This is a genomic window from Aliisedimentitalea scapharcae, assembly GCF_045277565.1.
GTDB classification, from domain to species: domain Bacteria; phylum Pseudomonadota; class Alphaproteobacteria; order Rhodobacterales; family Rhodobacteraceae; genus Aliisedimentitalea; species Aliisedimentitalea scapharcae.
The window spans coordinates 3,651,987-3,674,689 of record NZ_CP123584.1; the positions used below are offsets into that span (position 1 = coordinate 3,651,987).

General features: G+C 58.2%; 17 protein-coding genes and 1 tRNA gene. 10 read left to right on the forward strand and 8 right to left on the reverse strand.

Annotation, left to right across the window (positions count from 1 at the left end; translation table 11 throughout):
- Window positions 1-23: 23 nt before the first annotated feature.
- The 3 genes from dctP to QEZ52_RS17035 are packed head-to-tail and all read right to left on the reverse strand — an operon-like array spanning window position 24 to window position 2,828.
- Complete coding sequence (gene dctP, locus QEZ52_RS17025; RefSeq protein ID WP_406645668.1) at window positions 24-1,016, reverse strand: TRAP transporter substrate-binding protein DctP; 993 nt, start codon at window positions 1,014-1,016, stop codon at window positions 24-26.
- A 44-nt stretch (window positions 1,017-1,060) separates the two neighbouring features.
- Window positions 1,061-2,359: a TRAP transporter large permease gene (locus QEZ52_RS17030; RefSeq protein WP_406645669.1), complete on the reverse strand. Its 1,299-nt coding sequence runs from the start codon at window positions 2,357-2,359 to the stop codon at window positions 1,061-1,063.
- The gene (locus QEZ52_RS17035; RefSeq protein WP_406645670.1) at window positions 2,352-2,828 is read right to left on the reverse strand and encodes a TRAP transporter small permease; all 477 of its coding nucleotides are present in this window, start codon (window positions 2,826-2,828) and stop codon (window positions 2,352-2,354) included. Before QEZ52_RS17035 ends, QEZ52_RS17030 begins: the two co-directional genes overlap by 8 nt.
- Window positions 2,829-2,974: 146 nt before the next feature.
- On the opposite strand from QEZ52_RS17035, the gene QEZ52_RS17040 reads away from it, so the two are divergent.
- From QEZ52_RS17040 to QEZ52_RS17060, 5 genes are all read left to right on the forward strand, one after another.
- A complete protein-coding gene (locus tag QEZ52_RS17040; RefSeq protein WP_406645671.1) occupies window positions 2,975-3,889 on the forward strand; it encodes a LysR substrate-binding domain-containing protein in 915 nt (304 codons plus the stop codon).
- A 140-nt stretch (window positions 3,890-4,029) separates the two neighbouring features.
- Window positions 4,030-4,107 (forward strand) — tRNA-Arg (locus QEZ52_RS17045).
- A 148-nt stretch (window positions 4,108-4,255) separates the two neighbouring features.
- Window positions 4,256-5,749 (forward strand): choline-sulfatase, encoded by a 1,494-nt coding sequence (betC, locus tag QEZ52_RS17050; RefSeq protein ID WP_406645672.1) that lies wholly within the window; start codon window positions 4,256-4,258, stop codon window positions 5,747-5,749.
- A 138-nt stretch (window positions 5,750-5,887) separates the two neighbouring features.
- On the forward strand, window positions 5,888-6,502 hold the full coding sequence (locus QEZ52_RS17055; RefSeq protein WP_406645673.1) for a helix-turn-helix domain-containing protein: 615 nt from the start codon (window positions 5,888-5,890) through the stop codon (window positions 6,500-6,502).
- Window positions 6,503-6,547: 45 nt separating this feature from the next.
- Window positions 6,548-8,512, forward strand: coding sequence for an FAD-dependent oxidoreductase (locus QEZ52_RS17060; protein WP_406645674.1), 1,965 nt, complete (start codon window positions 6,548-6,550; stop codon window positions 8,510-8,512).
- Between the two features lie 21 nt (window positions 8,513-8,533).
- Here QEZ52_RS17060 and QEZ52_RS17065 read toward each other — a convergent pair whose 3' ends face one another.
- Both QEZ52_RS17065 and QEZ52_RS17070 read right to left on the reverse strand, forming a co-directional pair.
- Window positions 8,534-9,184 (reverse strand): 3-oxoacid CoA-transferase subunit B, encoded by a 651-nt coding sequence (locus QEZ52_RS17065; RefSeq protein WP_406645675.1) that lies wholly within the window; start codon window positions 9,182-9,184, stop codon window positions 8,534-8,536.
- Window positions 9,184-9,837: a CoA transferase subunit A gene (locus QEZ52_RS17070; protein ID WP_406650544.1), complete on the reverse strand. Its 654-nt coding sequence runs from the start codon at window positions 9,835-9,837 to the stop codon at window positions 9,184-9,186. Before QEZ52_RS17070 ends, QEZ52_RS17065 begins: the two co-directional genes overlap by 1 nt.
- Before the next feature lie 413 nt (window positions 9,838-10,250).
- Here QEZ52_RS17070 and QEZ52_RS17075 point away from each other — a divergent pair, with 413 nt between their 5' ends.
- On the forward strand, window positions 10,251-10,973 hold the full coding sequence (locus tag QEZ52_RS17075) for a haloacid dehalogenase type II (protein ID WP_406645676.1): 723 nt from the start codon (window positions 10,251-10,253) through the stop codon (window positions 10,971-10,973).
- Window positions 10,974-11,264: 291 nt separating this feature from the next.
- On the opposite strand, the gene QEZ52_RS17080 is transcribed toward QEZ52_RS17075, so the two are convergent.
- Window positions 11,265-13,661: an FAD-dependent oxidoreductase gene (locus QEZ52_RS17080; RefSeq protein ID WP_406645677.1), complete on the reverse strand. Its 2,397-nt coding sequence runs from the start codon at window positions 13,659-13,661 to the stop codon at window positions 11,265-11,267.
- Between the two features lie 3 nt (window positions 13,662-13,664).
- Window positions 13,665-14,288, reverse strand: coding sequence for a cupin domain-containing protein (locus tag QEZ52_RS17085; RefSeq protein ID WP_406645678.1), 624 nt, complete (start codon window positions 14,286-14,288; stop codon window positions 13,665-13,667).
- 59 nt (window positions 14,289-14,347) lie between these two features.
- Here QEZ52_RS17085 and QEZ52_RS17090 point away from each other — a divergent pair, with 59 nt between their 5' ends.
- From QEZ52_RS17090 to QEZ52_RS17105, 4 genes are all read left to right on the forward strand, one after another.
- Window positions 14,348-15,529 (forward strand): aromatic ring-hydroxylating dioxygenase subunit alpha, encoded by a 1,182-nt coding sequence (locus tag QEZ52_RS17090; protein WP_406645679.1) that lies wholly within the window; start codon window positions 14,348-14,350, stop codon window positions 15,527-15,529.
- Window positions 15,526-16,761: a M24 family metallopeptidase gene (locus QEZ52_RS17095; RefSeq protein ID WP_406645680.1), complete on the forward strand. Its 1,236-nt coding sequence runs from the start codon at window positions 15,526-15,528 to the stop codon at window positions 16,759-16,761. Before QEZ52_RS17090 ends, QEZ52_RS17095 begins: the two co-directional genes overlap by 4 nt.
- A gap of 395 nt (window positions 16,762-17,156) precedes the next feature.
- Complete coding sequence (locus QEZ52_RS17100) at window positions 17,157-21,023, forward strand: Ig-like domain-containing protein (protein ID WP_406645681.1); 3,867 nt, start codon at window positions 17,157-17,159, stop codon at window positions 21,021-21,023.
- A 448-nt stretch (window positions 21,024-21,471) separates the two neighbouring features.
- Window positions 21,472-21,768: a glycine zipper domain-containing protein gene (locus QEZ52_RS17105; RefSeq protein ID WP_406645682.1), complete on the forward strand. Its 297-nt coding sequence runs from the start codon at window positions 21,472-21,474 to the stop codon at window positions 21,766-21,768.
- Window positions 21,769-22,000: 232 nt separating this feature from the next.
- Here the strand turns inward: QEZ52_RS17105 and QEZ52_RS17110 are convergent, their stop codons facing one another.
- Window positions 22,001-22,678, reverse strand: coding sequence for a hypothetical protein (locus tag QEZ52_RS17110; protein ID WP_406645683.1), 678 nt, complete (start codon window positions 22,676-22,678; stop codon window positions 22,001-22,003).
- Between the last annotated feature and the right edge of the window lie 25 nt (window positions 22,679-22,703).

Sequence of the window (22,703 nt, forward strand, 5' to 3'; positions counted from 1 at the left end):
TCCAGTGTCGCGCATCAGGGAGCTTACTGCGCGATTTGGTCGAGGATCGATTGCCCCCACTCCTGGCCCACGTCTTCCAGAACCTGTGGCCATACCTGGGCACGGACATGATCAGCGGTGGCGGCCAGTTCGGCGTCTGTCAGCGCGACGATCTTGGCACCATTGTCGGCCAGTTTCTGTTCAAACGCGCCCTGATCCGCCTCGGCAGTGGTCCAGCGTGTGGCTTCGAATTCCAGCGCAGCGGCTTCCAGCGCGGCACGGTCGCTATCGCTGAGATCAACCAAAGCGCCGGAATTGACGATCATGTACCAGACTTCGAAATGGGTGTTCACCGGCACATAGGCGGATGTCACATCGCGGAATGATGCGTAATACCCTTCGGCACCGGAGCCGACGACACCGTCAACCACCCCGGTCTGCACCGCTGTGAACGCTTCGGAGAACGGAATGGGCGAGCTGATATAGCCCAGCGCATCGGCCGTTAGCTGAAAGCTTTTGATGCCGGGAACGCGGACCTTGATGCCTTTGGCTGCCAACGGGTCACCGGGCGATACCGGATCGGTGTGCAACGCAACACCGCCAAAATACACCGGATAGGCGGCCAGCATGGTGATGTCCTGCTTGGCATAAAGCTCCTTCATCGCGCCGTGGATCGCACCACCGGGGCCATAGATTCTTTTGGCTTCGGCCCAATTGGCGGCCACATAGGGAAACGCGCTGATCTGCATCCGGCGATCCACGGCTGTGGCGGCAGGCTGTACGGCCATGTCAATCGCACCCACCGAAATGCGTTCCTGCACCGACGTGTAATCGCCCAGCGCCGAGGCCGGGAACAGCTTCAGATCCAGCGATCCGCCGGTAGCTTCGGACACATTGGCGGCAAAGGCGCGCAATTCATTGTCGATGGTCGCGCCCTGTGGGCGGATATGGCTGAGCTTGAGCGTATCAGCGGCGGCAATCCCGGCAGTGGCCAGCACAGCTGCGGCAAGGCAGGTGGATTTCAGGAAATTCATCATGGGTTTTCTCCTCCAGAGGTATGTGATGATGTGAGTGGTGGTATTCAGTAGCCAAAGAAACGGGGCAGCCCGAGCGACAGGTCCGGCCAGAAGCTGGTCAGGAAAACGACCGGCAGATAGCCCAACAGGATCAGGGTCATGGCAGGGCGGATCACCTTGGTCACCGGCACCTTGCCGATGCGTGCGCCCAGATACAGGATCGACGCATAGGGTGGGGTTACGCCGCCCATCGCGGTGTTGACGCCCATGATCGCGGCGAATTGCACCGGGCTGACCCCGATGGCCTGCATCAGCGGCAACAACAGCGGCGCGATCAGGATGATGGCGGTGACATCATTGACAACCATGCCCACCAGAAACAGCAGGATATTGATCAGGATCAGCAGGATCATCTTGTTGTCGGTGATCGCAAAGATGGCTTCGACCAGCGCCTGCGGGATGCTCTCCAACACGAACATCTGGCTCAGGATCATGGAAAACAGGATCATCAACATGATCGCGCCCACGGATGTGGCGGCCTCGCGCCCTGCCCCGAGGAATGTTTTAACATCCAGACCCCGATAGATCAGGAACCCCACGGGGATCGCATAGATCACTGCCACGGCGGCGGCTTCGGTTGGGGTCATGATGCCGCCATAGATGCCACCCAGAATGATCACCGGCATCAACAACGCCGGGGTCGCCTTGAACCCGCGACTGCTGGCTTCGGCCACGAAGGCCGCACCCTTGGGCGGTTCATTCAGTTTCAGAGGAAACTTGCGGGCCATACGGATGTTGACGATGGAAAACGACAGCATGATCAACAGACCGGGCCCCAATGTGGCCAGGAAGCAGGCCAGGATCGACGTGTCCGTTACCCAGCCATAGACGATCATCGTCACCGATGGCGGGATCAACAGCCCCAACAGGGACGCATTGGCGATCAGAGCGGTGGCATATTCACGGGGATAGCCCTGTTTCTCCATCTCGGGGATCAGCAGCGGACCGATGGCCGCGACACCCGTCAGGCCCGAGCCAGAGATCGCACCGATCAGGGCACAGGAAACGGTCGCCACCACGCCCAGTCCACCGCGCAGATGGCCGATAAAGATATTGACGAAGTTCAACAGACTGGCAGCGATGCCCGACACGGACATGATCGTTCCGGCCAGAACAAACAGCGGGATGGCCAACAGCACCGGGTTGCCCAGCTGTTGAAACCCCCAGAGCATATTGCCCTTCATCACAACGTCGCCGAGGTAATACATCACCATCAATCCGGCGCCAAAACAATAGGGCAGCGGTACACCCAATGTCAGTAGAACAACCAGGATCAGGACGGCAAGGAGAGCAATTTCAACCATCTAAACGGTCCTTTGCAAAAATCGTGCGCAGATGGGTCAGCAGGTGGCCGACGGTGAACAACATCATCAGGATCAGACCGGCAACCAGCGCCATATCCACCCAGAACGTCGGCAGATACAGCGTCGGGCTTTCGCGCCAGACGCGATGCGAGTATTTGGCAAAATCCCAGGCCCAATAGGTCAGCCACACCCCGATGATCAGGCTGATCACCTCGCCAATGGCGGCCAGAATTTGATGCTGGCGATCTGTTGTCAGGAAAATTTCCAGCACATTGGCCCGGATATGCGTGTTCTCGCGCGACGCATTGACCGCCCCCAGAACGTACAGCCACAGGGTCGGAAACAGCAGGCTTTCCTCTAACCCCATCACCGGGATTTCCAGAACATATCTGGTGATCACCTGCACGAACTGACCCAGCGCCACAACGCAGATCAGAACAGTCAACAGGATGCTTGCAAAGCGTGTCATGAACCCCTCCAACAGATGCGCAATACGGTGCTGCGCGGTTCCCGGAGAGGGTCACGACGGGAAGGTATAAAGTCAAAATGATAAAATTGATTGCTAAATAGAGTTGCTTTATAACTCGAAGGAAACCTCAAGGAATTCAAAGCGCCATGAACCTCAGCTTTCGCCAACTTCAGGCCTTTCGCGAAGTGATGCGCACCGGATCCGTGTCAGAAGCCGCGCGAATCTTGGGCCGGACCCAACCTGCCGCCAGCGCCCTGATCGCCAATCTGGAAGGCGAATTGGGGCTGGCTCTGTTTCGCCGTCAGCGCGGGAAACTGGTTCCCACCCCCGAGGCGCGGTATTTTCTGCCGGAAGCCGAAGCAATCCTGGATCGGCTGGCCCTTTCGACCCGCACCATGCGCGAAATCGGAGAACTGTCGCAGGGCCGTCTAAAGATCGCCTGCATGCCTGCCGCCGCCCCGGTGATGATGCCGCAATTGGTTGCCGAATTTCTTGACGACAAACCGGACGTCAGGGTTTCGCTGATGATGCGGGCGTCATCGGTCATCGAAGAATGGATTTCATCCCAGCAATACGACATTGGCCTGTCAGAAACCCCCAACCCGTCCGGCGCATTGGACACCGAAGATTTTCGCCTGGCGTGTGTGTGTGCCCTGCCCGCCGATGATCCGCTGGCCCACAAGGAAGACATCACCGCGGCCGATCTGGATGGACGTCCCATGGCCGCCCTGCAGGACGGACATCCGAATCTGATCGACACCCAAAGAGCATTCGCAGTGCAAAAGGCCAGATTTGTGCAACGGTTCGAATTGCGCAACTTTCAGCCGGCAATGACACTGGTCGAGAACGGGTTGTGTGCCTGTATCTGTGACCCGATCACCGCGGCCGGGTTTATCAAGGCGCGCCCAGAACCCCGTTCAGTCGTCTTTCGCCGTTTCACTCCCAATGTGGAGCTGGCGGTTTCAATCCTGCAACCGGCCCATCGCCCGCCATCAACGCTGGCCACCAGCTTTGCCCAATGTCTGAGCACCGAATTGCACGAAATTCAGAACCTGTTCTGAGGCCCCTGGTTCCAACCCGATGAGGTGCTGTGGTGCTGGACGGGGGCTGATCCGCTCTAGGTTCAGAAAAGTTTCCCAACCGTGCCTCTGGCGGCGTTGACAATGCGGCTGACGTGTAAGAAATGTGGCCCTGAAAACGCGGGCCGTTAGCTCAGCTGGATTAGAGCAGGGAACTTCTAATTCTCAGGTCGGGGGTTCGAGTCCTCCACGGCTCGCCATTCACCCCAATTGATCCAAAATTTTCCGCCGCGGCGCAGCCGTCCGTCATTTAACGCCTTCACAGCGTCCGTGCTCTGTTTGATGATGGCCGCAGCAGCCATGTCCCTGACAGGACATTGCCCTGCGCCACACAGCGGAGAAAACACCATGAGCGCCAGACCAAACATTCTGTTCATTCAGGTCGACCAACTGACCGCGTCGGCGCTGCGTGCCTATGGCGATCAGATCTGTCATGCGCCTACCTTGGACTCGCTCGCAGCAGGCGGGGTCGTGTTCGAAAACGCCTATTGCAACTTTCCGCTGTGCGCACCGTCGCGATTTTCCATGGCCACAGGCCAGCTCTGTTCGACAGTCGCCGCCTATGACAATGCCGCCGAGTTTTCCGCCGAAATCCCCACATACGCCCATTACCTGCGCGCCGCCGGATATCAGACCGCCCTGTCTGGCAAGATGCATTTCATTGGCCCGGACCAATTCCACGGTTTTGAAAAACGCCTGACAGCCGATCTGTATCCCGGTGATTTTGCCTGGGTCCCCAATTGGGAACACGAAGGCAAGCGCGACACCAATGATCCGCGCGCCGTACGCATTGCCGGTATCTGTGAACGCTCGGTTCAGATTGATTACGACGAAGAGGTCACCTTCAAAGCGGTTCAACATATTTTCGATATGGCCCGGTCGGACGATGATCGCCCGTTTTTCCTGCAGGTCTCTTATACCCACCCGCACGAACCCTATCTGTGTCGCAAGGAATTCTGGGACCTCTATGAGGATGTGGACATCCCGATGCCGCGTGTCGGTGCCCTGCCCGAACAGGACCATGATCCACATTCCGCCCGGTTGTTGCGCGATTTTGGGATGATGGGAATCCAGTTCAGTGACGAAGACGTCGGGCGCGCAATCCGCTCATACTATGGGTCGATCAGCTATATCGACAGCCTGGTAACCCGGGTTCTGGATGCGCTCAAATCCACCGGTGCCGATCAAAACACAGCCATCATATTCACGTCGGATCATGGTGAAATGCTGGGTGAACGGGGCATGTGGTTCAAAAAACACTTCTTTGAAAAGGCGCTGCGGGTGCCGTTGATCCTGTCAGCCCCCTGGATCACCCCGCAACGGGTCTCTGAGCTGTCGTCGCTGGTTGACCTGCTGCCGACGTTCAATGGAATCGCAGGGATCACAGCCGAGGCCGAGCCATTGGAAGGCGTTGACCTGACCACATTGATCGACCGCGGCAACCCGTCGCCGGGCCGGACTGTCTATGCAGAATACCTGGCCGAAGCGACCCCGGTACCGATTTTCATGATCCGGCAGGACGCGTACAAGTTCATTTCCTCCTCTCACGACGGACCAATGCTGTTTGACGTCGATGCCGACCCGGATGAACGCACCAATCTCGCCCACAACCCCGAACACAGTGATCTACTGGCCGAATTTACCCGGCAAGTATCTGAAAAATGGGACGAAGCCACGCTGACCCGGGACATACTGCTGAGCCAGAAACGTCGCGCCGTCGTGCGCGCGGCCATGGGACAGGGCCAGAAACAGCGCTGGAACCATGGCGAAACCGGCGCGGACCGGGTTCTGTGGTATCGCGGGGAACAGGGCTACAACGAATGGGCGTTCGACTACATCTGATCCCATCAGACCGCCCCTTTGACCTGAAATCAACCATCCGGCGGGTGTCTCATGACGCCTGCCATATACATTTTTGTTGACAAAATTCATGATTGTAAAAATATTGGCATAAATTTTTACAAATCACGGTGTCCTCCTGTGCCCAACCACCACGAAGGTCAGCTGCTGGCCACACCCCTCGATATAGACACATTGGAGAGCTCGCGACTGGATCCCCGGCTGGGCCAGGAGATCCATGATCTGCGCAAAGCCAAGCGCCTGACGTTGGGCCAATTGGCCACGGCCACGGGGTTGTCTACCGGTTTTATCAGCCAGATCGAACGCGGCCACAATCGCCCGTCCGTCACTGCCCTGTTCAAGATCAGCCGCGCGCTTGGAGTGTCGGTCGGCTGGTTCTTTTCCACGACCATCGCCCCCAGCACCTCAAAGGTCGTGCGTCAGGGAGAGCGCCGCGCGATTGAATATGATGACGGCATCCGGGACGAGCTGTTGACGCCGGGATTGGGGGGCAAGCTCGAGCTTTTGTCCTGTGTTTTTGCTCCCGGCAGCGGCGTGGACACTGTGTATTCTCACGAAGGCGACGAAGCCGGGGTCGTCGTGCGCGGCACGCTCGAATTATGGGTCGGGGACGACCACTACCTGCTGAACACAGGCGACAGTTTTGCCTTTAACAGCGCGACACCGCACCGTTATCGCAACCCTTCTGACACGGAAACCCACGTGATCTGGGCGATCACACCGCCGAACTTCTAATCCAGTTCGACCCAATTCCCTACCAGGCACCCTCCCGAGGCACCCATGACAGACAAACATTTCCCCAACCTGTTTTCACCGATCACCATCGGCAACCTGACGCTGCGCAACCGGATCGTGTCCACGGGACATGAAACTCATCTGGCGGAAAAAGGGCGCGTTGGAGATGCAATGATTGCCTACCACGAGGCCCGCGCCCGCGGGGGCGCAGGGATGATCGTGACCGAAGTGGCCTTGGTGCACCCCAGCGCGGTGTTTGTCGCCGATCCGATCCGGATCGACACCGATGCCTGCATCCCGGGCTATCGCAAACTGGCCGAAGTGATCCACAGCCATGATTGCGGACTGATCGCCCAGCTGTTCCACCCCGGGCGTGAAATGCTGGCCTCCGAAGATGGCACCGCGCCCGTGTCCTACAGCGCGTCGCCTACGCCCAACGAACGGTTCCACGTCCTGCCCCGCCCGATGACACCGGACATGGTTGCCGACGTGATTTCGGCCTATGGCGATGCAGCCGCGCGGATGCAAAGCGCCGGGTTGGACGGCGTGGAAATCGTTGCCTCCCACGGGTATCTGCCCGCACAATTCCTGAACCCGCATGTGAATAAGCGCACTGATGACTATGGCGGATCATTGGACAACCGGACCCGGTTCATCCGTGACATTGCCGCCGACATCCGCGCCAAGACCGGTGATGGGTTCGTTATTGGTTTGCGCCTGTCTGGAAATGAGATGAGCCACGAGGGCCTTGAGCACCCTGAGATGCTGGACGCCTGCGACCGCATCGCGGCAGATCAAACGTTGGACTACTTCAGCGTGGTGGCCGGCTCGTCTGCAACCTTGGCCGGATCGATCCATATCGCCCCCCCGATGTCCGAGGCCGTCGGCTATACTGCACCGTTGGGTCAGGCGATCCGCGAACGCACCGGATTGACGACCATCATCACCGGCCGCATCAACCAACCACAAGAGGCGGACCGCATCATCGGTTCTGGTCAGGCGGACATGTGCGGCATGACCCGAGCGATGATCTGCGACCCCGACATGGGGACCAAGGCGCACCTGGGCGCCGTGGACGATATCCGGGCCTGCATAGGGTGCAATCAGGCCTGTATCGGCCATTTCCACGATGGGTACCCGATTTCCTGTATCCAGAACCCGGTCAGCGGGCGCGAGCTGCGCCTGGGCACCCCCCCGATCCTGAACGGCAAACGACGTCTCATGGTGATTGGCGGCGGTCCCGGCGGGATGAAGGCCGCAGCCGAAGCAGCTGCACGCGGGCATGATGTTACACTCTATGAACGCGATAGCCAATTGGGCGGCCAGGCCCGACTGGCCCAGCTGTTGCCACATCGCGCCGAATTCGGTGGCATCATCACCAATCTGGCGCACGAAATGCGCCGGGCTGGGGTAACGGTGCACAAGGGCACCGAGGTGAACGAAGCCACGATTGCCCAATTCGCCCCCGATGCAGTGATCATCGCCACCGGTGCCACGCCCCGCTGGCCGGATTTCGAGGGCCGGGATGACGCCCATGTGGTCGATGCCTGGCAAGTGTTGCAAGGACAGGCCAATGTGGGCAATTCCGTTGTCGTTGCCGATTGGCGCGCAGATTGGATCGGCATTGGTGTGGCTGAACTTTTGGCGCAAAACGGCCATTCAGTGCGTCTGGCCGTCAACGGGTACATGCCGGGGCAAACCATTCAGATGTATGTGCGTGATGCCAGCATCGGTCGACTGCATAGGCTGGGCGTCGAAACCCTGCCCTATATGCGGCTGTTCGGCGCGGACGAAGACAGCGTCTATCTGCAACATATCATGAGCAACGAACCGGTCATCTGCGACGGCGTCGATACATTGGTGCTGTGTCAGGGTCATACCCCGGCCAACTCTGTCGAAGACATGATCCGTCGAATGGGGCTGAAACACCATCTGGTCGGGGATTGCATTGCCCCCCGTACTGCCGAAGAGGCCGTGCTGGAAGGGCTGAATGCCGGTCGCGCCGTCTGATACGCCGTCTGACACCTGGTATTAGAGCGACATCTCGGGCACCGTGTCAGGAATGGCCAGATCCGCATCCGTTGCCGCCCGGATCTGGTCTACTGACACTCCCGGTGCCCGTTCGATCAGGTGCAGGCCGTCCTCGGCCGGTTCAATCACCGCCAGTTCAGTCACCACCAGATCAACCTGGCGCAACGACGTCAGTGGCAGGGCACATTCCTGTACGATCTTGCTGTGACCCTGATTGGTATGGGTCATCGCCACCACCACCCGCTTTGCCCCGGTCACCAGATCCATGGCCCCACCCATGCCAGGAACGAATTTGCCCGGGATCATCCAATTGGCCAATTGTCCCAACCGGTTGACCTCGAGCCCACCCAGAACCGTCATGTCGATATGGCCGCCCCGGATCAGGCCAAAGCTCATGGCACTGTCGATGGCCGCCGCACCGGGCACCGCGGTGACAAACCCACCTCCGGCATCGGTCAGGTCCGGGTCTTCCATGCCTTCGGGTGGGCGCGCGCCCAATCCGATCACGCCGTTTTCAGCCTGAAAGAACACCCCCGCATCGGCCGCAACAAAGCCGGCCACCATACTGGGCAAACCGATGCCCAGATTGACAAGGGTTCCTGCACGCACTTCCTGTGCCACACGGCGGGCAATGATTTCCCTGGCTTCCATCAATGCGCCCTTTCCAACAGGTGATCCACCAGCACGCCGGGCGTCCGCACCGCATCCGGCGGGATCACCCCGACCGGAACGATATGTTCGGGTTCGGCAATCACCGTTGCGCCTGCCAGTGCCATGATCGGATTGAAATTCTGCGCTGTCAGCGCGTATTCCAGATTGCCCACATAGTCGGATTGATGCGCTGCGATCAGTGTAAAATCGGCTCCGATGGGCTCTTCGAGCAAAAAATCGCGGCCATTGGCGTGAATGATTTGTTTACCTGCCGCGACCTGGGTGCCCAGCCCCGTGGGCGTTAGAATACCTCCCAGCCCAACACCATGCGCCCGGATGCGTTCGACCAGCGTGCCCTGCGGAACAAGTTCGACCTCGAGCGTGCCATCGTTCATCTGGGCCTGTGCTTCGGGGTTGAGACCGATATGAGACACCGTGATCCGGCGACAGGCACGGGCCGAGATCAACTTGCCAATCCCCCGCCCCGGCACAAAGGTGTCATTGGCCACCAACGACAGATCGCGCACCCCACGCGCCACGAGAGCATCAATCAGGCGCAGGGGCGCACCGACCCCCATAAAGCCGCCAATCATCACTGTCGCCCCATCCGGGATCAGCGCAGCCGCCTCCTCGGGTTTCAACGTGGATTTCATTTTGAACATGGTCTTCCCGCAGCAGTGGTTCCGCCCGGACGGGATTGGCCCATCCTGCCCGGCCCGGCGCACACGCCGCACATAGGGCTCTCGGGCCTTCTATATCGCACACGCACAGAGCGAGACCAGACCCTTCTGTCCCAGTTGTAGGCTTGGGGTTGTCTTTGGTGTTCTCCATCCGGCGCGCCGCCGCGTCGAACAATTTGACCTGACAACCAAACCTCCCAAGGATAAGAATGCCGCTGGACGGCTGGCCAAGGCCGGTTATGAAAACGGCGTGATTTTCCGGGCCTTTGCCGATGATGTTATTGGCCTTGCCCCACCTATTTGCATCTCCGAAGCAGAGGTCGACCTGCTGATTGCCCGCCTCCGCGCAACCCTGGACACCATTCTGGACGTAAAAGGATAACCCAATGAAACTGTCTGACTTCAAAGCCCTCACATTCGATGTCTATGGCACTCTGATTGATTGGGAAGGGGGCATGATCACCGGTCTGAAGCCGCTGACCGACCGGGTGAGCCACAGCCTGACGCGCGATGACATCCTCGAAGCGCACGCGTTTTATGAAAGCACATCGCAGCGCTATTCCCCGGCCAAGAAATATTACGAACTTCTGCCCGTCGTGTATCGCCGTCTGGCCGAAGAGTGGGGCGTCGAGGTGACCTGGGAAGAGTGTGAAGCTTATGGCATGTCGGCGCGTCACTGGCACGCTTTCGACGACACAATCGAAGCGCTGACCTACCTCAAAAAGCACTTCAAACTGGTGGTTCTGACCAACACCGACAATCTGACATTCTCGGGCGCGAACACGCGTCTGGGTGTGCATTTTGATGGTGTTTATACCGCTGAGGATGTCGGCAGCTATAAACCCGCCGATCGCAATTTCGACTATATGCTTGAGATGCTGGCGCGTCAGGGGATCGAAAAGGGTGACATCCTGCATACCGCCGAAAGCATGTTCCACGACCATGCGCCTGCCAACAAGTTCGGGCTGGCCAATTGCTGGATCTACCGCCGCCACGACAAGGAAGGCTTTGGTGCCACCATGAACCCCGGCGAGATGCCGACATACAACTTTCGATTCAACAGCATGATGGACATGGCAAAGGCGCATCAGGCAGAACTGGCCGGATAGTCCGGACACCTGCGCGAGTGGCTTTATCCAGTTCGAAAACGAACCCCGGCTGCACGACAATGTGGTCGAATACCGTTTGCTCGGCGGTGGCTATGACCACGTGTAAAATTTGTCGTGGGCGGTGTGTCCCAATTCCAGGAGATCCTAGAGGACCTTCTGGAGCGGAACCGTGGGATCGACCCGTATTTCTCCTCCATCGGGATCAAACCGGTGGTCGAAAAACTCAGCGTGCCGATCCGAAATCACGTCAAGACATTGCCGGAAATTGAGCTCCACCCGGACGGCGCAGTTTCAAGCTTTCAGTCGCGCGTTCTCGGGATCCCAGGGTGCGTCGGCCAAAACGGTGGCAGCAACCTGCTGGCCCAGCAACGACACGGTCAGAACCGTTCCTGATGCCCGCGCCACGTCCGCGAGAAAGGCGATGGCCAGGGATTTGCCGACGCAATGCCCATAAGCCGCCGAGGTGATCGAACCCACCAGTTGATCGCCCAGAAACACCGCCTCGCCCAACAGCGCGTCGGTCTGTTCTCCGTTCAGCATCAACAGGGCAACGCGGCTGCGTGGCTGGCGTGCCATCATGGCATCCCTTCCCACGAACGCTTTGTCCGTGGCGGCGAACCGTTCCAGACAGATATCCTTGTGGCTGGCGTCATTGGTCAATTCATGGCCGCCGCGATAGAATTTCTCCAACCGCAGACTGTCCAGCGCTTTGGTGCCAAAGGTCCCGATACCATGGGGTTGCCCAGCCTCCCACAGCGCATCCCACAGCTCTCCCAGCTTGTCGTTCGGCGCGTGCAGTTCATAGGCCAGTTCACCGGTAAAGCTCAGCCGCATCGCCAGCAGCGGCAGGCCCGCCACATCCAGTGACGTGCAGCTCAGCCAGCGCAAACCACCGGTTGAGACGTCAGCAGATGTGCAGGCCGACAGAACCTTTCGCGCGTTGGGGCCCGCCAGACAGAGAATCCCGGTTTCATCGGTAATATTTTCGATCGTCACGCCATCCATCGGCACGCCGCAGTGCAGGGTCAGCCAATCCCAGACCCGGCGCTCGGACGGGGCACCGGTGACAAAATGAAAGCTGTCCGGGCTGGTGCGGGCGATCGTTGCTTCGCCTTCGATGGTGCCCTTGCGATTGAGCAAAAGCGTCAGGCAGATGCGCCCGACGCGTGGCATCCGGTTGGCACAGACAGCGTTCAACCAGTCCTCGGCCCGGGGACCTGATATGCGGAATTTGGCAAAGGCCGAAAGATCCGCCACCCCCACCTGCTGCCGCACCGTCTTGCATTCCGCCGCCGCCTGATCAAAAGCGGAGGTGCGCCGCCAACCTACCGGATCATCGCCATACAGGCGCGGACGTTCCCAGCCGCCTGCTTCTTCGAATACCGCGCCCAACGCTGCTGTGCGATCATACGCGCCCGAGCGTTTTATATCCCGGCAGCTGTTCCGCTGATGCTGCGGATAAGGCATCGCCTGTCTCAGGGTATAATCCTCAGTGGCGCGCCGGCGGGCAAAATCGGCGTCCGCCCATAGGCCAAACCGGCGCGGATCGAACGCGCGGGTAGAGATATTGGCACTGCCCTCCACCATCCATTCCGCCAGCGCCCTGCCCGCCCCGGGCCCCCATGCAATGCCGACCGTTGCCCCGCATGCCAACCAATAATTGTTCAACCCCGGGGCTGGCCCCAGCATCATCGCCCCGTCCGGCGTATAGGTGATGCCGCCGTTGACCACCCGTTTGATGCCCCGGTTCATCAACGCGGGCATCCGTTCAAAACAATTCTCCAGCCAGGGGGTGATACCGTCCCAATTCGGTTCGAACAGCGCGTTGACGCTGTCCCAGGGGCAGCCGTCCAACCAGACCGATTGCGGATCCTGTTTGTCGTACAGCCCGATCAACGCCGAGCCCTGTTCACGTCGTACATAGCCACAGAAATGATCGTCGCGCGTAACCGGGATTTCATGCGCCATGGCTTTGAACTCTGGCACCGCATCTGTCACCACATAGTGGTGCAGCATGGTGGTAATGGGCAGATCCAGCCCCACCATATGACCCAGCTGGCGGGCGTGATACCCACCGGCGTTCACCACATGCTGGGCAATGATGGTGCCCTGTTCGGTCTCGACATGCCATTCGCCTGACGGCAATTGGTGCGTCGCTGTCACGCGACAATTGCGCCGCACCTTGGCCCCCATCTGGCGCGCGCCCTTGGCCATAGCCTGGCAGGTCCCCGACGGGTCCACGTGGCCATCATCGGGCGTGTAGACCGCGCCCAATACCCCCGCAGCCTTGACATCATACAGCGGGTTCAGCCGCGCCACCTCGTCCGCGTCGATGATATGCGCGTCCTGTCCGCGGGCCAGTATTGCGTCGCGGATATGGTTGATCCAGTCCATGTGATCCGGGCTGGTTGCGACGCGCAAAGAACCGCAATTGTGCCAGCTGACACCGACATCGGTTTCGGCTTCGATCCTCTTGTACAGATCCACGCCATAGTCATGGATCGACCCCAGCGCCTGCCCGCCCACCATACGGCTGACCAATCCTGCCGCATGCCAGGTTGCCCCACTGGTCAGTTCGGCCTTTTCGATCAGAACGCAATCAGTCCACCCCATATGGGCAAGATGATACAGGACGCCGGCCCCCATATTGCCGCCGCCAATCACCACCACGCGCGCGTGTTCGGTCATGTTCTACCTTTTCAGGGAAACCGGCGTATTGGCCCAGACAATCTGTGCCTCCACCTTGCCAGGGTTGTGGTATCGGTGGGGGATATCGGCAGAAAAGCTGAAACTATCCCCGGTTTTCAGATAAAAGACCGTCTCGTCCAAGGTCAATTCGATCTCACCCTTCAAAACCATTCCGGCCTCTTCGCCTTCGTGGGTATACAGATCATCGCCGGTGCTGCCGCCTGCCTCATAGGTGGAAATCCCCATCGCCAGCTGCCGGTCCAGGCTGGCCGACAAAAGGTGATCTTCGCACCCCATGTAATCGGTTCCGGACAGACCTGAATATGTCAGTTTGCGCCGTCTGTCGGCGCGCACGATATAGGGGCGCTCCTCGGCTGGGGCCGGACCGTCGGTTTCAAAGAACCAGCCCACCGGCACCCCCAGCGCCTCGGCGATCTCTTGCAAGGCCGTGACCGACGGGCGCGCCTGGGCCCGTTCGATCTTGGACAGGAACGACACCGAACGACCGCTCGCTTCGGCCAGATCTGCCAGCGTCATGGACTGCGCCTTGCGCAAGGCCCGCAGATCTTCGCCCAGTTGTTGCAACGGGTCAATTTTGTCCGTTTTTGAATTTTTCTTGACGTGCATGAAAATTTATTGTGCAAATTTTTCCCAGAGTCGCAAGATTCTTTTCAAAGGAGCAACCCATGGACGGTACTTTCCCGGACAGTCCGATTTTGCAACGGGTCAAGGATCTGCTGGGAGAAGACGGTTTTGCGAGGACATTTGCTCCGCTCGAAGAGGCCAGCGGCCTGCCCAATGCGGCCTATTGGTCGGATGAGTGGCTGGCGCTGGAAAAAGAGCATTGCTTTCGCCGGTCCTGGGTGTTTGCGGGCGCGGCGGCCGAATTGCCCGAACCCGGCGATATGAAACCAATAGAGATCGGCGGCGCGCCGCTGATCATCCTGTGCGATCACGACAGGCAAATCCGCGCCCTGCACAATGTGTGCCGCCACCGCGGCGCGAAACTGGTAACAGAGCCATGCCAGAAGCGAACTCTCACCTGCCCCTATCACGCCTGGGTTTACGGGCTGAACGGCAAGCTGCGGTCCCGGCCGCATTTCAACGGCCCCAACATCACCGATACGTTCAAGGACGGCGGCGGTGACAAGCTCGACCTGATCGAGGCCCGCTGCGAGGTCTGGAACGGCTGTGTCTTTGTCAATGTTTCGGGGGATGCGGAACCGCTGCTGGACTGGCTGGCTCCGTTGATGGAACGCACGCCAGGCTATGATTTCAATGCAATCCGCTGGGCCGGAAAGCTGGAGTTCGAAGTCAACGCCAACTGGAAGTTGGTCTATGAGAACTACATGGAAGGCTACCACGTCTTTGCCGTTCACCCCAAACTGCTGGACTTTGCGCCGATGAACGTGCGCTGGTCCGGCGAATGGGACCGGCATGTGTTCTACAATGACTATGTCTTTCCTGCATTGGGCGAAGGTCGCGGAGACAGCTTGCCGCATTACCCCGGACTGTCCCAGGCAGACGCAAAACGCGGGCTGTGGTTCCTGTGCTTTCCACATTTTGCCGCAGAAGTGTTTCCCGACCAATTCACCGTTTTGGTGAGCTATCCCATCGCTCCGGACAAAACCCGCGAGGAATTGCATGTCTTCCTGATCGGGGACGCTGCCACCTCGGATGACCACGCCACCGCCCGCACCGCGCTGATGCAAATGTGGGACGATTTGAACCGAGAGGATCTGGGGATGTTGGAATTGCTGCAACAGGGACGGTTGTCACCGGCGTATGACGGTGGGCGGCTCAGCCCGCATTGGGAGGGACCCACCCATGACTTTGGTCGCCGGGTCGTGGAAAGGATCCTGACATGACACATTTTGCCGACGAATTGGTCCAATCGGATGATTGGAGCGACCTCAGCCGCTTCAAGGACATGCCCGAAATCGACTTTGACCGGATGCACCGGTATCGCATAGGTCGGATCCGGGATGAATTGAAACGCAACGGGGCTGCCATGTGCGTTCTGGTCAGTCCGATCAGCCTGCGCTACGCGGTCGATTATCGCTCTTATGCGCTGTTTCAGTCGCACATCCCCACCACCTATCTGTTTGTCCCCCAGGAAGGGCCGGTGGTGATCCATGGCCTGTATGGTCCGCCGCCCGCAATGGTGGACGAAATCCGCCCCAACCGGGCGCTTTCCTATTTTGATGGCGGACCGGTTCTGGGCGAAAGCGCGTCGCTCCTGGCCGATGATGTGGTCAATTTCCTCGGCGAAATCGGCACTGACAACCGTCGTGTCGCTGTTGAATACGTCAACCCATCGCTGACCCTGGCTCTCAATCACCGCGGGCTGGACGTCATCGACGGGGTGCTGATTTCGGAACAGGCCCGCGTCATCAAATCCATCGACGAAGTGGCATGTATACAATGGGCCGTCGACGTGGCCCAGCTGGGCATCGCAAAACTGAAACAGGCGTTGAAACCGGGGGTCAGCGAGCTGCAGCTCTGGGGGCTGTTGAACTACACCAACCTCGCCAACAACGGCGATTGGCATGACGGCCGGATGCTGGCATCTGGACCGCGCATAAACCCCTGGCTTCAGGAGGCGTCGCCCCGCCGGGTGGAATCCGGTGATCTCGTCGGGTTCGACACGGATATGATCGGCCCCTTTGGCTATTTCGCCGATATTTCACGCACGCTGCATTGCGGCCCCGCCAAACCGACAAAACGACAGCGCGACGTCTATCAGCTGGCAGCAGCCGAAATCGCTCACAACTTGGACCTGGTCAGACCAGGGGTGAGTTTCGCCGAGTTTCAGGACCGCGCCTTTCCGGTTCCCGAGGAATACCGCGAAAACGCCTATACCTGTGTCGTCCACGCGGTTGGCATGTGTGATGAATACCCACGTATCAACCCAGGTTATCGCGGCGCCAACCCCTATGACGGTGTGATCGAATCCGGAATGGTCCTGTGCGTCGAAAGCTATATGGGCGCACAAGGCGAAACCGGCGTGGGTGTCAAACTGGAACAACAGGTGCTTGTGACCGATGACGGGTACAAATTGCTGTCGACCTATCCGCTGGAAGAGGCGTTGATGGAGTAACGCCCCGCCCCCTGCACGCGCCAAGGATGACGGCAGAACCCAGGTCCGCGTGTGATCTGACAGGGTCCGACCGTGCCCTTCTGAGGGCGTGGGGGCGGGTGTTACGCCCAAATTGGGTGCGACACTGGCCGACCACCAAGCCGTCTGTACGCCCAACAAACGCATCCGGAAACCTCTCCCGAAACACCAGACCGGCTTGTTGTCCTTCGCCCAAGGGCAGCAGACAGAAAGCGTTCTGCCCATTCATCACGCCAATCGGCCATCGACCTTTACCTGGGCCAGGGAAGGTCCCGTATTTACCGCCAAACCGGTGCGCAAATGGCACCCAAAATTGTTTCTTTGTCAGAATCCGATGATCGCCTATAACCGAAACATACTTTCGAAAGGTGTATTTCATGGCAGATCTGGTTCCACGCCTAATTAACAATGGTCGAGAAGGTGATTCCGAAATTCTTGATCCGGTTATTCCGGTTGTTGGGTCCGCACTGCTTCGACCTGAGGAAGAAGGATCGGGAGATGGCGGAACCGGGGGGCCAGTGGCGGACCGTATTCCTGATGTGCCGGAACCAGACTCTGAACCCGAAGAAGGGCATGAAGGCACCGATGACGCCTGGATTGATGACGCTTTTGGTGCTGATTTCATCGCGCCGCTTCCGGGCCCCTTTGACCCAACCCTGACCGCGCTGCAGCAATCGCAGGTGACGCAATTTTATGATGATTTGGATTTTTCCCTGTCACCCCAACCGGTCCTGATCGACAGCTTTGCGGGGAATGACCGGATTATCGGGTCCGTCTTTGGTGACAATATCCAAAGCGGTGCTGGTGATGATACTGTTATGGGCGGACCCGGTGACGACGAATTGGACGGAGATAGCGGATTTGATATTGCTGTCTACAAAGGGTCGATCCTGCAATATGCTGTCACCCGGATCGACGGGGATGAATTCGACGTCTCGGACATGTCTCACAATCTGAGTCACGATTTGGCTCCTGGTGCCCAAAGCGACGGCAGCGATCTTGTTGACGAAGGCACGGATGAACTGGAAGACTTCGAGGCCATTCGCTTTGCCGATTATCTCCTGCGTTTGGATGGGACGAACAACGCCCCCTTTGTTGTGGCTGAAGATCTGGTGACTCCGGAAAACGGACCTGCCCAGATAACCTTCCAAATCTACGACTTTGACGGGGATCCCGTCCTCATCGACAGTATTACGAGCGAAAGCGGCGCGGTGATCACCCCCATTATCCCTACCGGTGATCCGCAGATTCCGACCTTTTTCGGACGGGCCTTTCAGGCCTCCTATATTTACATACCAAACCCGACCTCCCTGGTCGCGGGAGAGTTTGCCGTCGACACGATCACCTTTAGTGTGACAGACTCCTTCCCGGCGATTGCCATCCCTATCGGCGGTCCCGCATTTGTTCCGCGTATACCGCAGACAACGACAGTCACGGTGAATGTCAACGTGGTGGGGGTCAATGACCCGTTGACGGCCAACGACGACGTGGCCGCGATCGACGAAGACAACACCGTCGAGATCGACGTTTTGGCCAATGATACCAGCGATGGCAACGAGGCGCTTTTTGTGCGCGAGGCCACGGCCGCAAATGGCAGCATCGAGATTCTGGAAAATGGGACGCTGAATTACACGCCTGATACAAATTTCAACGGCGTCGATACGATCACCTATGCAATTTGGAATGGAACCGAAAGCAGCTATACCGATACGGCACATGTGAGCGTAACCGTTGCCCCGATCAACGATCCGCCAGAGGCTCAGGCAGATCGGGCAAGCACAAACGAAGATGTTCCGGTCAACATTGATGTTCTGGCAAATGACACAGACATTGACGGGGATATTTTGACCGTCCTTTCGGCCAGCGCGGCCAACGGAACGGTCAACGTCGAATCCGACAACACCCTGACGTACACACCCAATTTGAATTTCAATGGTCGGGATCAGATCACCTATATGATCAGCGACGGCGAAGGAGGCACCGATACCGGATTTGTCGGCGTGACCATCACCCCGGTCAATGACGATCCAATTGGTGTTGACGACACTGTTGCACCGATCCTCGAAGACGGGATGGTCGTCATCGACGTCCTGGCAAATGACTTTGACGTCGACGGCGACTCGCCGCTGGTCATCACCGGGTTCGGCACTCAGCTAGGTGGCGTGGCTGCGCTGACCAATGACGGTCAGATGCGGTTTACTGCTGCCAAGGATTTCAACGGTCCGGCGCAGGTTCAGTATTTTATCAGCGACGGGAATGGTGGCACTGGATCAGCTCTTGTCGATCTTGTGATCACGCCGGTCAACGACGCCCCGACGACGACCTTTGGTAGTATCGTCGCCGATGAGGATGACGGGCTGATCACGATCCAGCTCAGGGATTTTGCCAACGACGTAGACGGCGACGTCCTGAGCTTTTCTGATATCTCCGCAAATCGGGCTGGTACCCTGATCCCGTTCACGATCACGGATGAAACCAGCCCGGTCCAACCCTTTGAAAATGGCTTGATCACCTTTGATCCCGAAATCCTGGGCCTGGACAGCGGCGAAAGTGCCCAAACCACGTTTACCTTTACGGTGAACGACAACAGCGGCGATACGGGCAACGACACAGCCACAGGAACCTTCGATTTGACGATCAACGGGGCCGATGAACCCTCTACTCCACCGGTCTTTGACGGCGTTACAAATCTGGCCGTGACCGCCGATGAAGGCGACGGAGCGATCCGCATTCCACTCAGCGACCTTGTTACGGATGGCAGTATCGAAGCGAGAACAGCCAATTCGTTGATCACAAACAATTACCTGGGCCTTGGGATAACGATCCCAAGGTTGTTCACTGTTTCCGAAGGCCCGGACGGGCCGGTTTTGGTGATCGAGCCGGATCAGCTTTACATACAAGGGGGGGAGACCGAACCGTCTCCTCCTGCAGCCGGTGACTCTATCCTGTCCGAAGGCGAGACGGAAATACACACCCTAACCATCGATGTCCTGGCTGCGAACGGGTGGCCAACAACTACAGCAACCGTATTGCTGACCCTGGTTGGAGACACGCCCGGTGCAGACGACCCAACCAACCAACCTCCGACAGGCGGGGGGAGTTTGGGCGATATCATCGTTGATGACCCGTTAACGACCACCTTTACTTTCGATCTGGATGATTTTGCATCCGATGACTATTTCGGAACAGATTCGGCAACAAGCCCGCTGGCCTTTACCATTGGTGATCTTGTTGTCGGCAATGACGACAGCACCTGGACACTGACATCACCAACTGTCACTTTCAACAATACCACAAATGAGGTCACGATCGACCTGGCCGCTATCGACGCCTTGCTGGACGACGACACCAACGGCCAGGGCGTTCTTCACTTCACCATCAGTGACGGCACCTTCACTGTTAATGCCGAGATGCGAGCAAGCTTTGTCGATCCATTGGATTCACCCCCTGATCCTGTGCCCGTGCCCGATGAATTCATTCTCGATTTCGAAGAATTTTCTTCGGATCCTGATTCAAACATTCAGATCACAGGATCCAAAGGGTTTGTCTTTTCCGGAAATGCCACTGTGGTCGAAACCGACGAAATTTCTGGAGCGCGCACCCCTGGCGGCACAATCAATGGTCAGACCACCGATCCCGGGGACAACGTTCTCGTCGCATTGCCTTCGACAATTACCACAAGCGAAACGCTTCTGGATTCGACCGGTGCGCCTGAGCGCGACGAAGAAGGCAACCTCATTGTTGTTGAAACCACTGTGGTCGATGCGGAATTTGCGATCCAAGGGCCGGGCAGCGCGCTCGTAATCGGCGAAAACGGAGCATTGATTGGTTCTGGCTTGGCAGGCGGCACCCCACCGCCGTTGCCCGTTGCTTTGCCAGAAGACGTAGGTCAGGCATTTGACCTAAACAGTCTTTCTCTGAACCCATCTTCGGGTGAGAGCGTGATCGTGACCATGACAACCTACGATTTGGGGGTGACCGAAGTTGTCAATCCCTTTAATACATCGTTTGCCAGTTTCTACTTGAACCTGGTCGAACGGGATAGCTTTGACTTTACAGTCAATGCCAGCACCCCCGCACTCGAGATTGATTTCGACGACGCCACCCTGCCCGGCGGTATCGCAAATCCCGATCCAACCGTGTTTGATGATCTATATGCGGTCGAATTTACAACCGCTGATGGCACTGCGATTATTTTGGACGATATCTCGCTGTCCCTCGTTTCGGATGCCGTGCCGATTTGATCGCTGCCGATTGCGTGATCAGCAACCCAAAGAGTTGGGGCGTCAACCTGTGGTGCCTGTCTGCGTGAGCGCGCGGTGATCTGACCAACGCAAGGTTTCCAACAGCGGGATGTGCTGCATGGGGCATCCAGGTTTCCCGTCTTTTTCCTCTGGGTGGCGGAGGCGGGATAACTTTGGTCTTTCGCTTTGAATTCACCAAATGTCCCCTGCCCCTTTCCTTGGGCCCCAAGGCTCGACGGAGCACGTGAAACACATCCCAGAAGGTGTCTGAACAATTGCCCCAAACGTGGCGGGATTTGCAGCGCCTGATCGGTGTTGTGGGAAATACGATATGACCCGATATCGAAACACAATGTCCCAAATTCAAAATTCATTTGACGGTGGTTTCCTTACCTTCAGTGTCAGAAGGCGAACACATCGAACGCCACAGTCAAAAAGGTTGGAACCCATGACAAACGCACGCAAAAACACCGTACTCGCAACCCTCGCCGCCGCAATGATGTTGGCCCTGCCGATGAGCGCCCAGGCTGATTACGTCGCCGAAAAAGCCGTCCGTGGTGCCGTGGCTGGTGCGGCTGTCGCTGAAGCCACCGGTGGCGATGCCGCCCAGGGTGCCGCGGTCGGAGCCGCAGTCGGAGCTGTTGCTGGTGCGGTTCAAAAAGATGACTTCGAAGACCGGGTCCACCACAACAACAACAATCGCGGCAACAACGGCCACCACAAAGGCCAGCGCAAGCACCGCTGACAGAATAACCGGAACGGTTAACCCCTTCCAACCTGGGCCGGATCCCTCTGGCCTTCTGCTTCAAACCCGATCGGCCGCGCGCTGATCGGGTTTGTTGCCTTTTGCCTGGTGCCACGCGACCGCCTGCCCATCATCTGAGCGGGCTGACCTTTTGGGTTGGGCCAATGCCTTCCTTGGCTCGGGTTCAGGACGCAGCTGCGCGCTCTGGTCCTCGACAGGACTGTGGGTTTACTCAGCTTCTCGGCAGCCGACGCACTTTCGGGCGGATGAGACGGACATAACGAGGGGTCTTTCCGTTCTTTCCGTAGTCACGGACATAATAACATAGATCCATTGCCGCCAGTTGGTTGTCCCGCAATCCCTTGATCAGAAACCGGGCTGTTTCGGTGTCGATTGCCTGAACCGCGAGCACAACAACAGCAGCCCCTGGTGTAGCGGTTTCAAAGCTTTCAAACGGTATTCCCTTGCGCATCCAGTCCTCGGCACCTTGGGGGGCAGTAAATGCCCAGCAGGCAAAGCCGACCGCCTTGTTCGCCCGTCGCGCGAAAACATAATAGTTCCGGTCGATCGCACTGAGCATTATGCCCCCCGACATGCCCATCGGCATATCGCGAAACGGCGTCTCTCCCGCAAGCAGACGCAAGGCAAGACCCGCCGCCTCATTCGGGTCCTTCAGACGCATCATCCCGAGCGTTTCTGTTTCTGTCATATCCTCGTGACACTCATGCAATTTAAGGAATATCAATACTTCGCGGCGCTCATCCAAGGGTGGTGCGCAGGGTTCAGCCACCTCTGGCATTGCTGCCTGTTGCAGGTCAGATTGGGCCAGAATGGTATCTTTGTCTAAGTTTTTCTGATGTTTAATCGACCAACGGGCCTTTTTGCTTTCGGTAAAACCCATGATCGTCATGCCGCGGGGCCGCCTATTGGGTGGG

Excerpts from the sequence above, each read along its gene's own strand:
- dctP (WP_406645668.1), bottom strand. The coding sequence starts at position 1,016 with ATGATGAATTTCCTGAAATCCACCTGCCTTGCCGCAGCTGTGCTGGCC.
- QEZ52_RS17030 (WP_406645669.1), bottom strand. The coding sequence starts at position 2,359 with ATGGTTGAAATTGCTCTCCTTGCCGTCCTGATCCTGGTTGTTCTACTG.
- QEZ52_RS17035 (WP_406645670.1), bottom strand. The coding sequence starts at position 2,828 with ATGACACGCTTTGCAAGCATCCTGTTGACTGTTCTGATCTGCGTTGTG.
- QEZ52_RS17040 (WP_406645671.1), top strand. The coding sequence starts at position 2,975 with ATGAACCTCAGCTTTCGCCAACTTCAGGCCTTTCGCGAAGTGATGCGC.
- betC (WP_406645672.1), top strand. The coding sequence starts at position 4,256 with ATGAGCGCCAGACCAAACATTCTGTTCATTCAGGTCGACCAACTGACC.
- QEZ52_RS17060 (WP_406645674.1), top strand. The coding sequence starts at position 6,548 with ATGACAGACAAACATTTCCCCAACCTGTTTTCACCGATCACCATCGGC.
- QEZ52_RS17065 (WP_406645675.1), bottom strand. The coding sequence starts at position 9,184 with ATGGAAGCCAGGGAAATCATTGCCCGCCGTGTGGCACAGGAAGTGCGT.
- QEZ52_RS17070 (WP_406650544.1), bottom strand. The coding sequence starts at position 9,837 with ATGAAATCCACGTTGAAACCCGAGGAGGCGGCTGCGCTGATCCCGGAT.
- QEZ52_RS17075 (WP_406645676.1), top strand. The coding sequence starts at position 10,251 with ATGAAACTGTCTGACTTCAAAGCCCTCACATTCGATGTCTATGGCACT.
- QEZ52_RS17080 (WP_406645677.1), bottom strand. The coding sequence starts at position 13,661 with ATGACCGAACACGCGCGCGTGGTGGTGATTGGCGGCGGCAATATGGGG.
- QEZ52_RS17085 (WP_406645678.1), bottom strand. The coding sequence starts at position 14,288 with ATGCACGTCAAGAAAAATTCAAAAACGGACAAAATTGACCCGTTGCAA.
- QEZ52_RS17090 (WP_406645679.1), top strand. The coding sequence starts at position 14,348 with ATGGACGGTACTTTCCCGGACAGTCCGATTTTGCAACGGGTCAAGGAT.
- QEZ52_RS17095 (WP_406645680.1), top strand. The coding sequence starts at position 15,526 with ATGACACATTTTGCCGACGAATTGGTCCAATCGGATGATTGGAGCGAC.
- QEZ52_RS17100 (WP_406645681.1), top strand. The coding sequence starts at position 17,157 with ATGGCAGATCTGGTTCCACGCCTAATTAACAATGGTCGAGAAGGTGAT.
- QEZ52_RS17105 (WP_406645682.1), top strand. The coding sequence starts at position 21,472 with ATGACAAACGCACGCAAAAACACCGTACTCGCAACCCTCGCCGCCGCA.
- QEZ52_RS17110 (WP_406645683.1), bottom strand. The coding sequence starts at position 22,678 with ATGACGATCATGGGTTTTACCGAAAGCAAAAAGGCCCGTTGGTCGATT.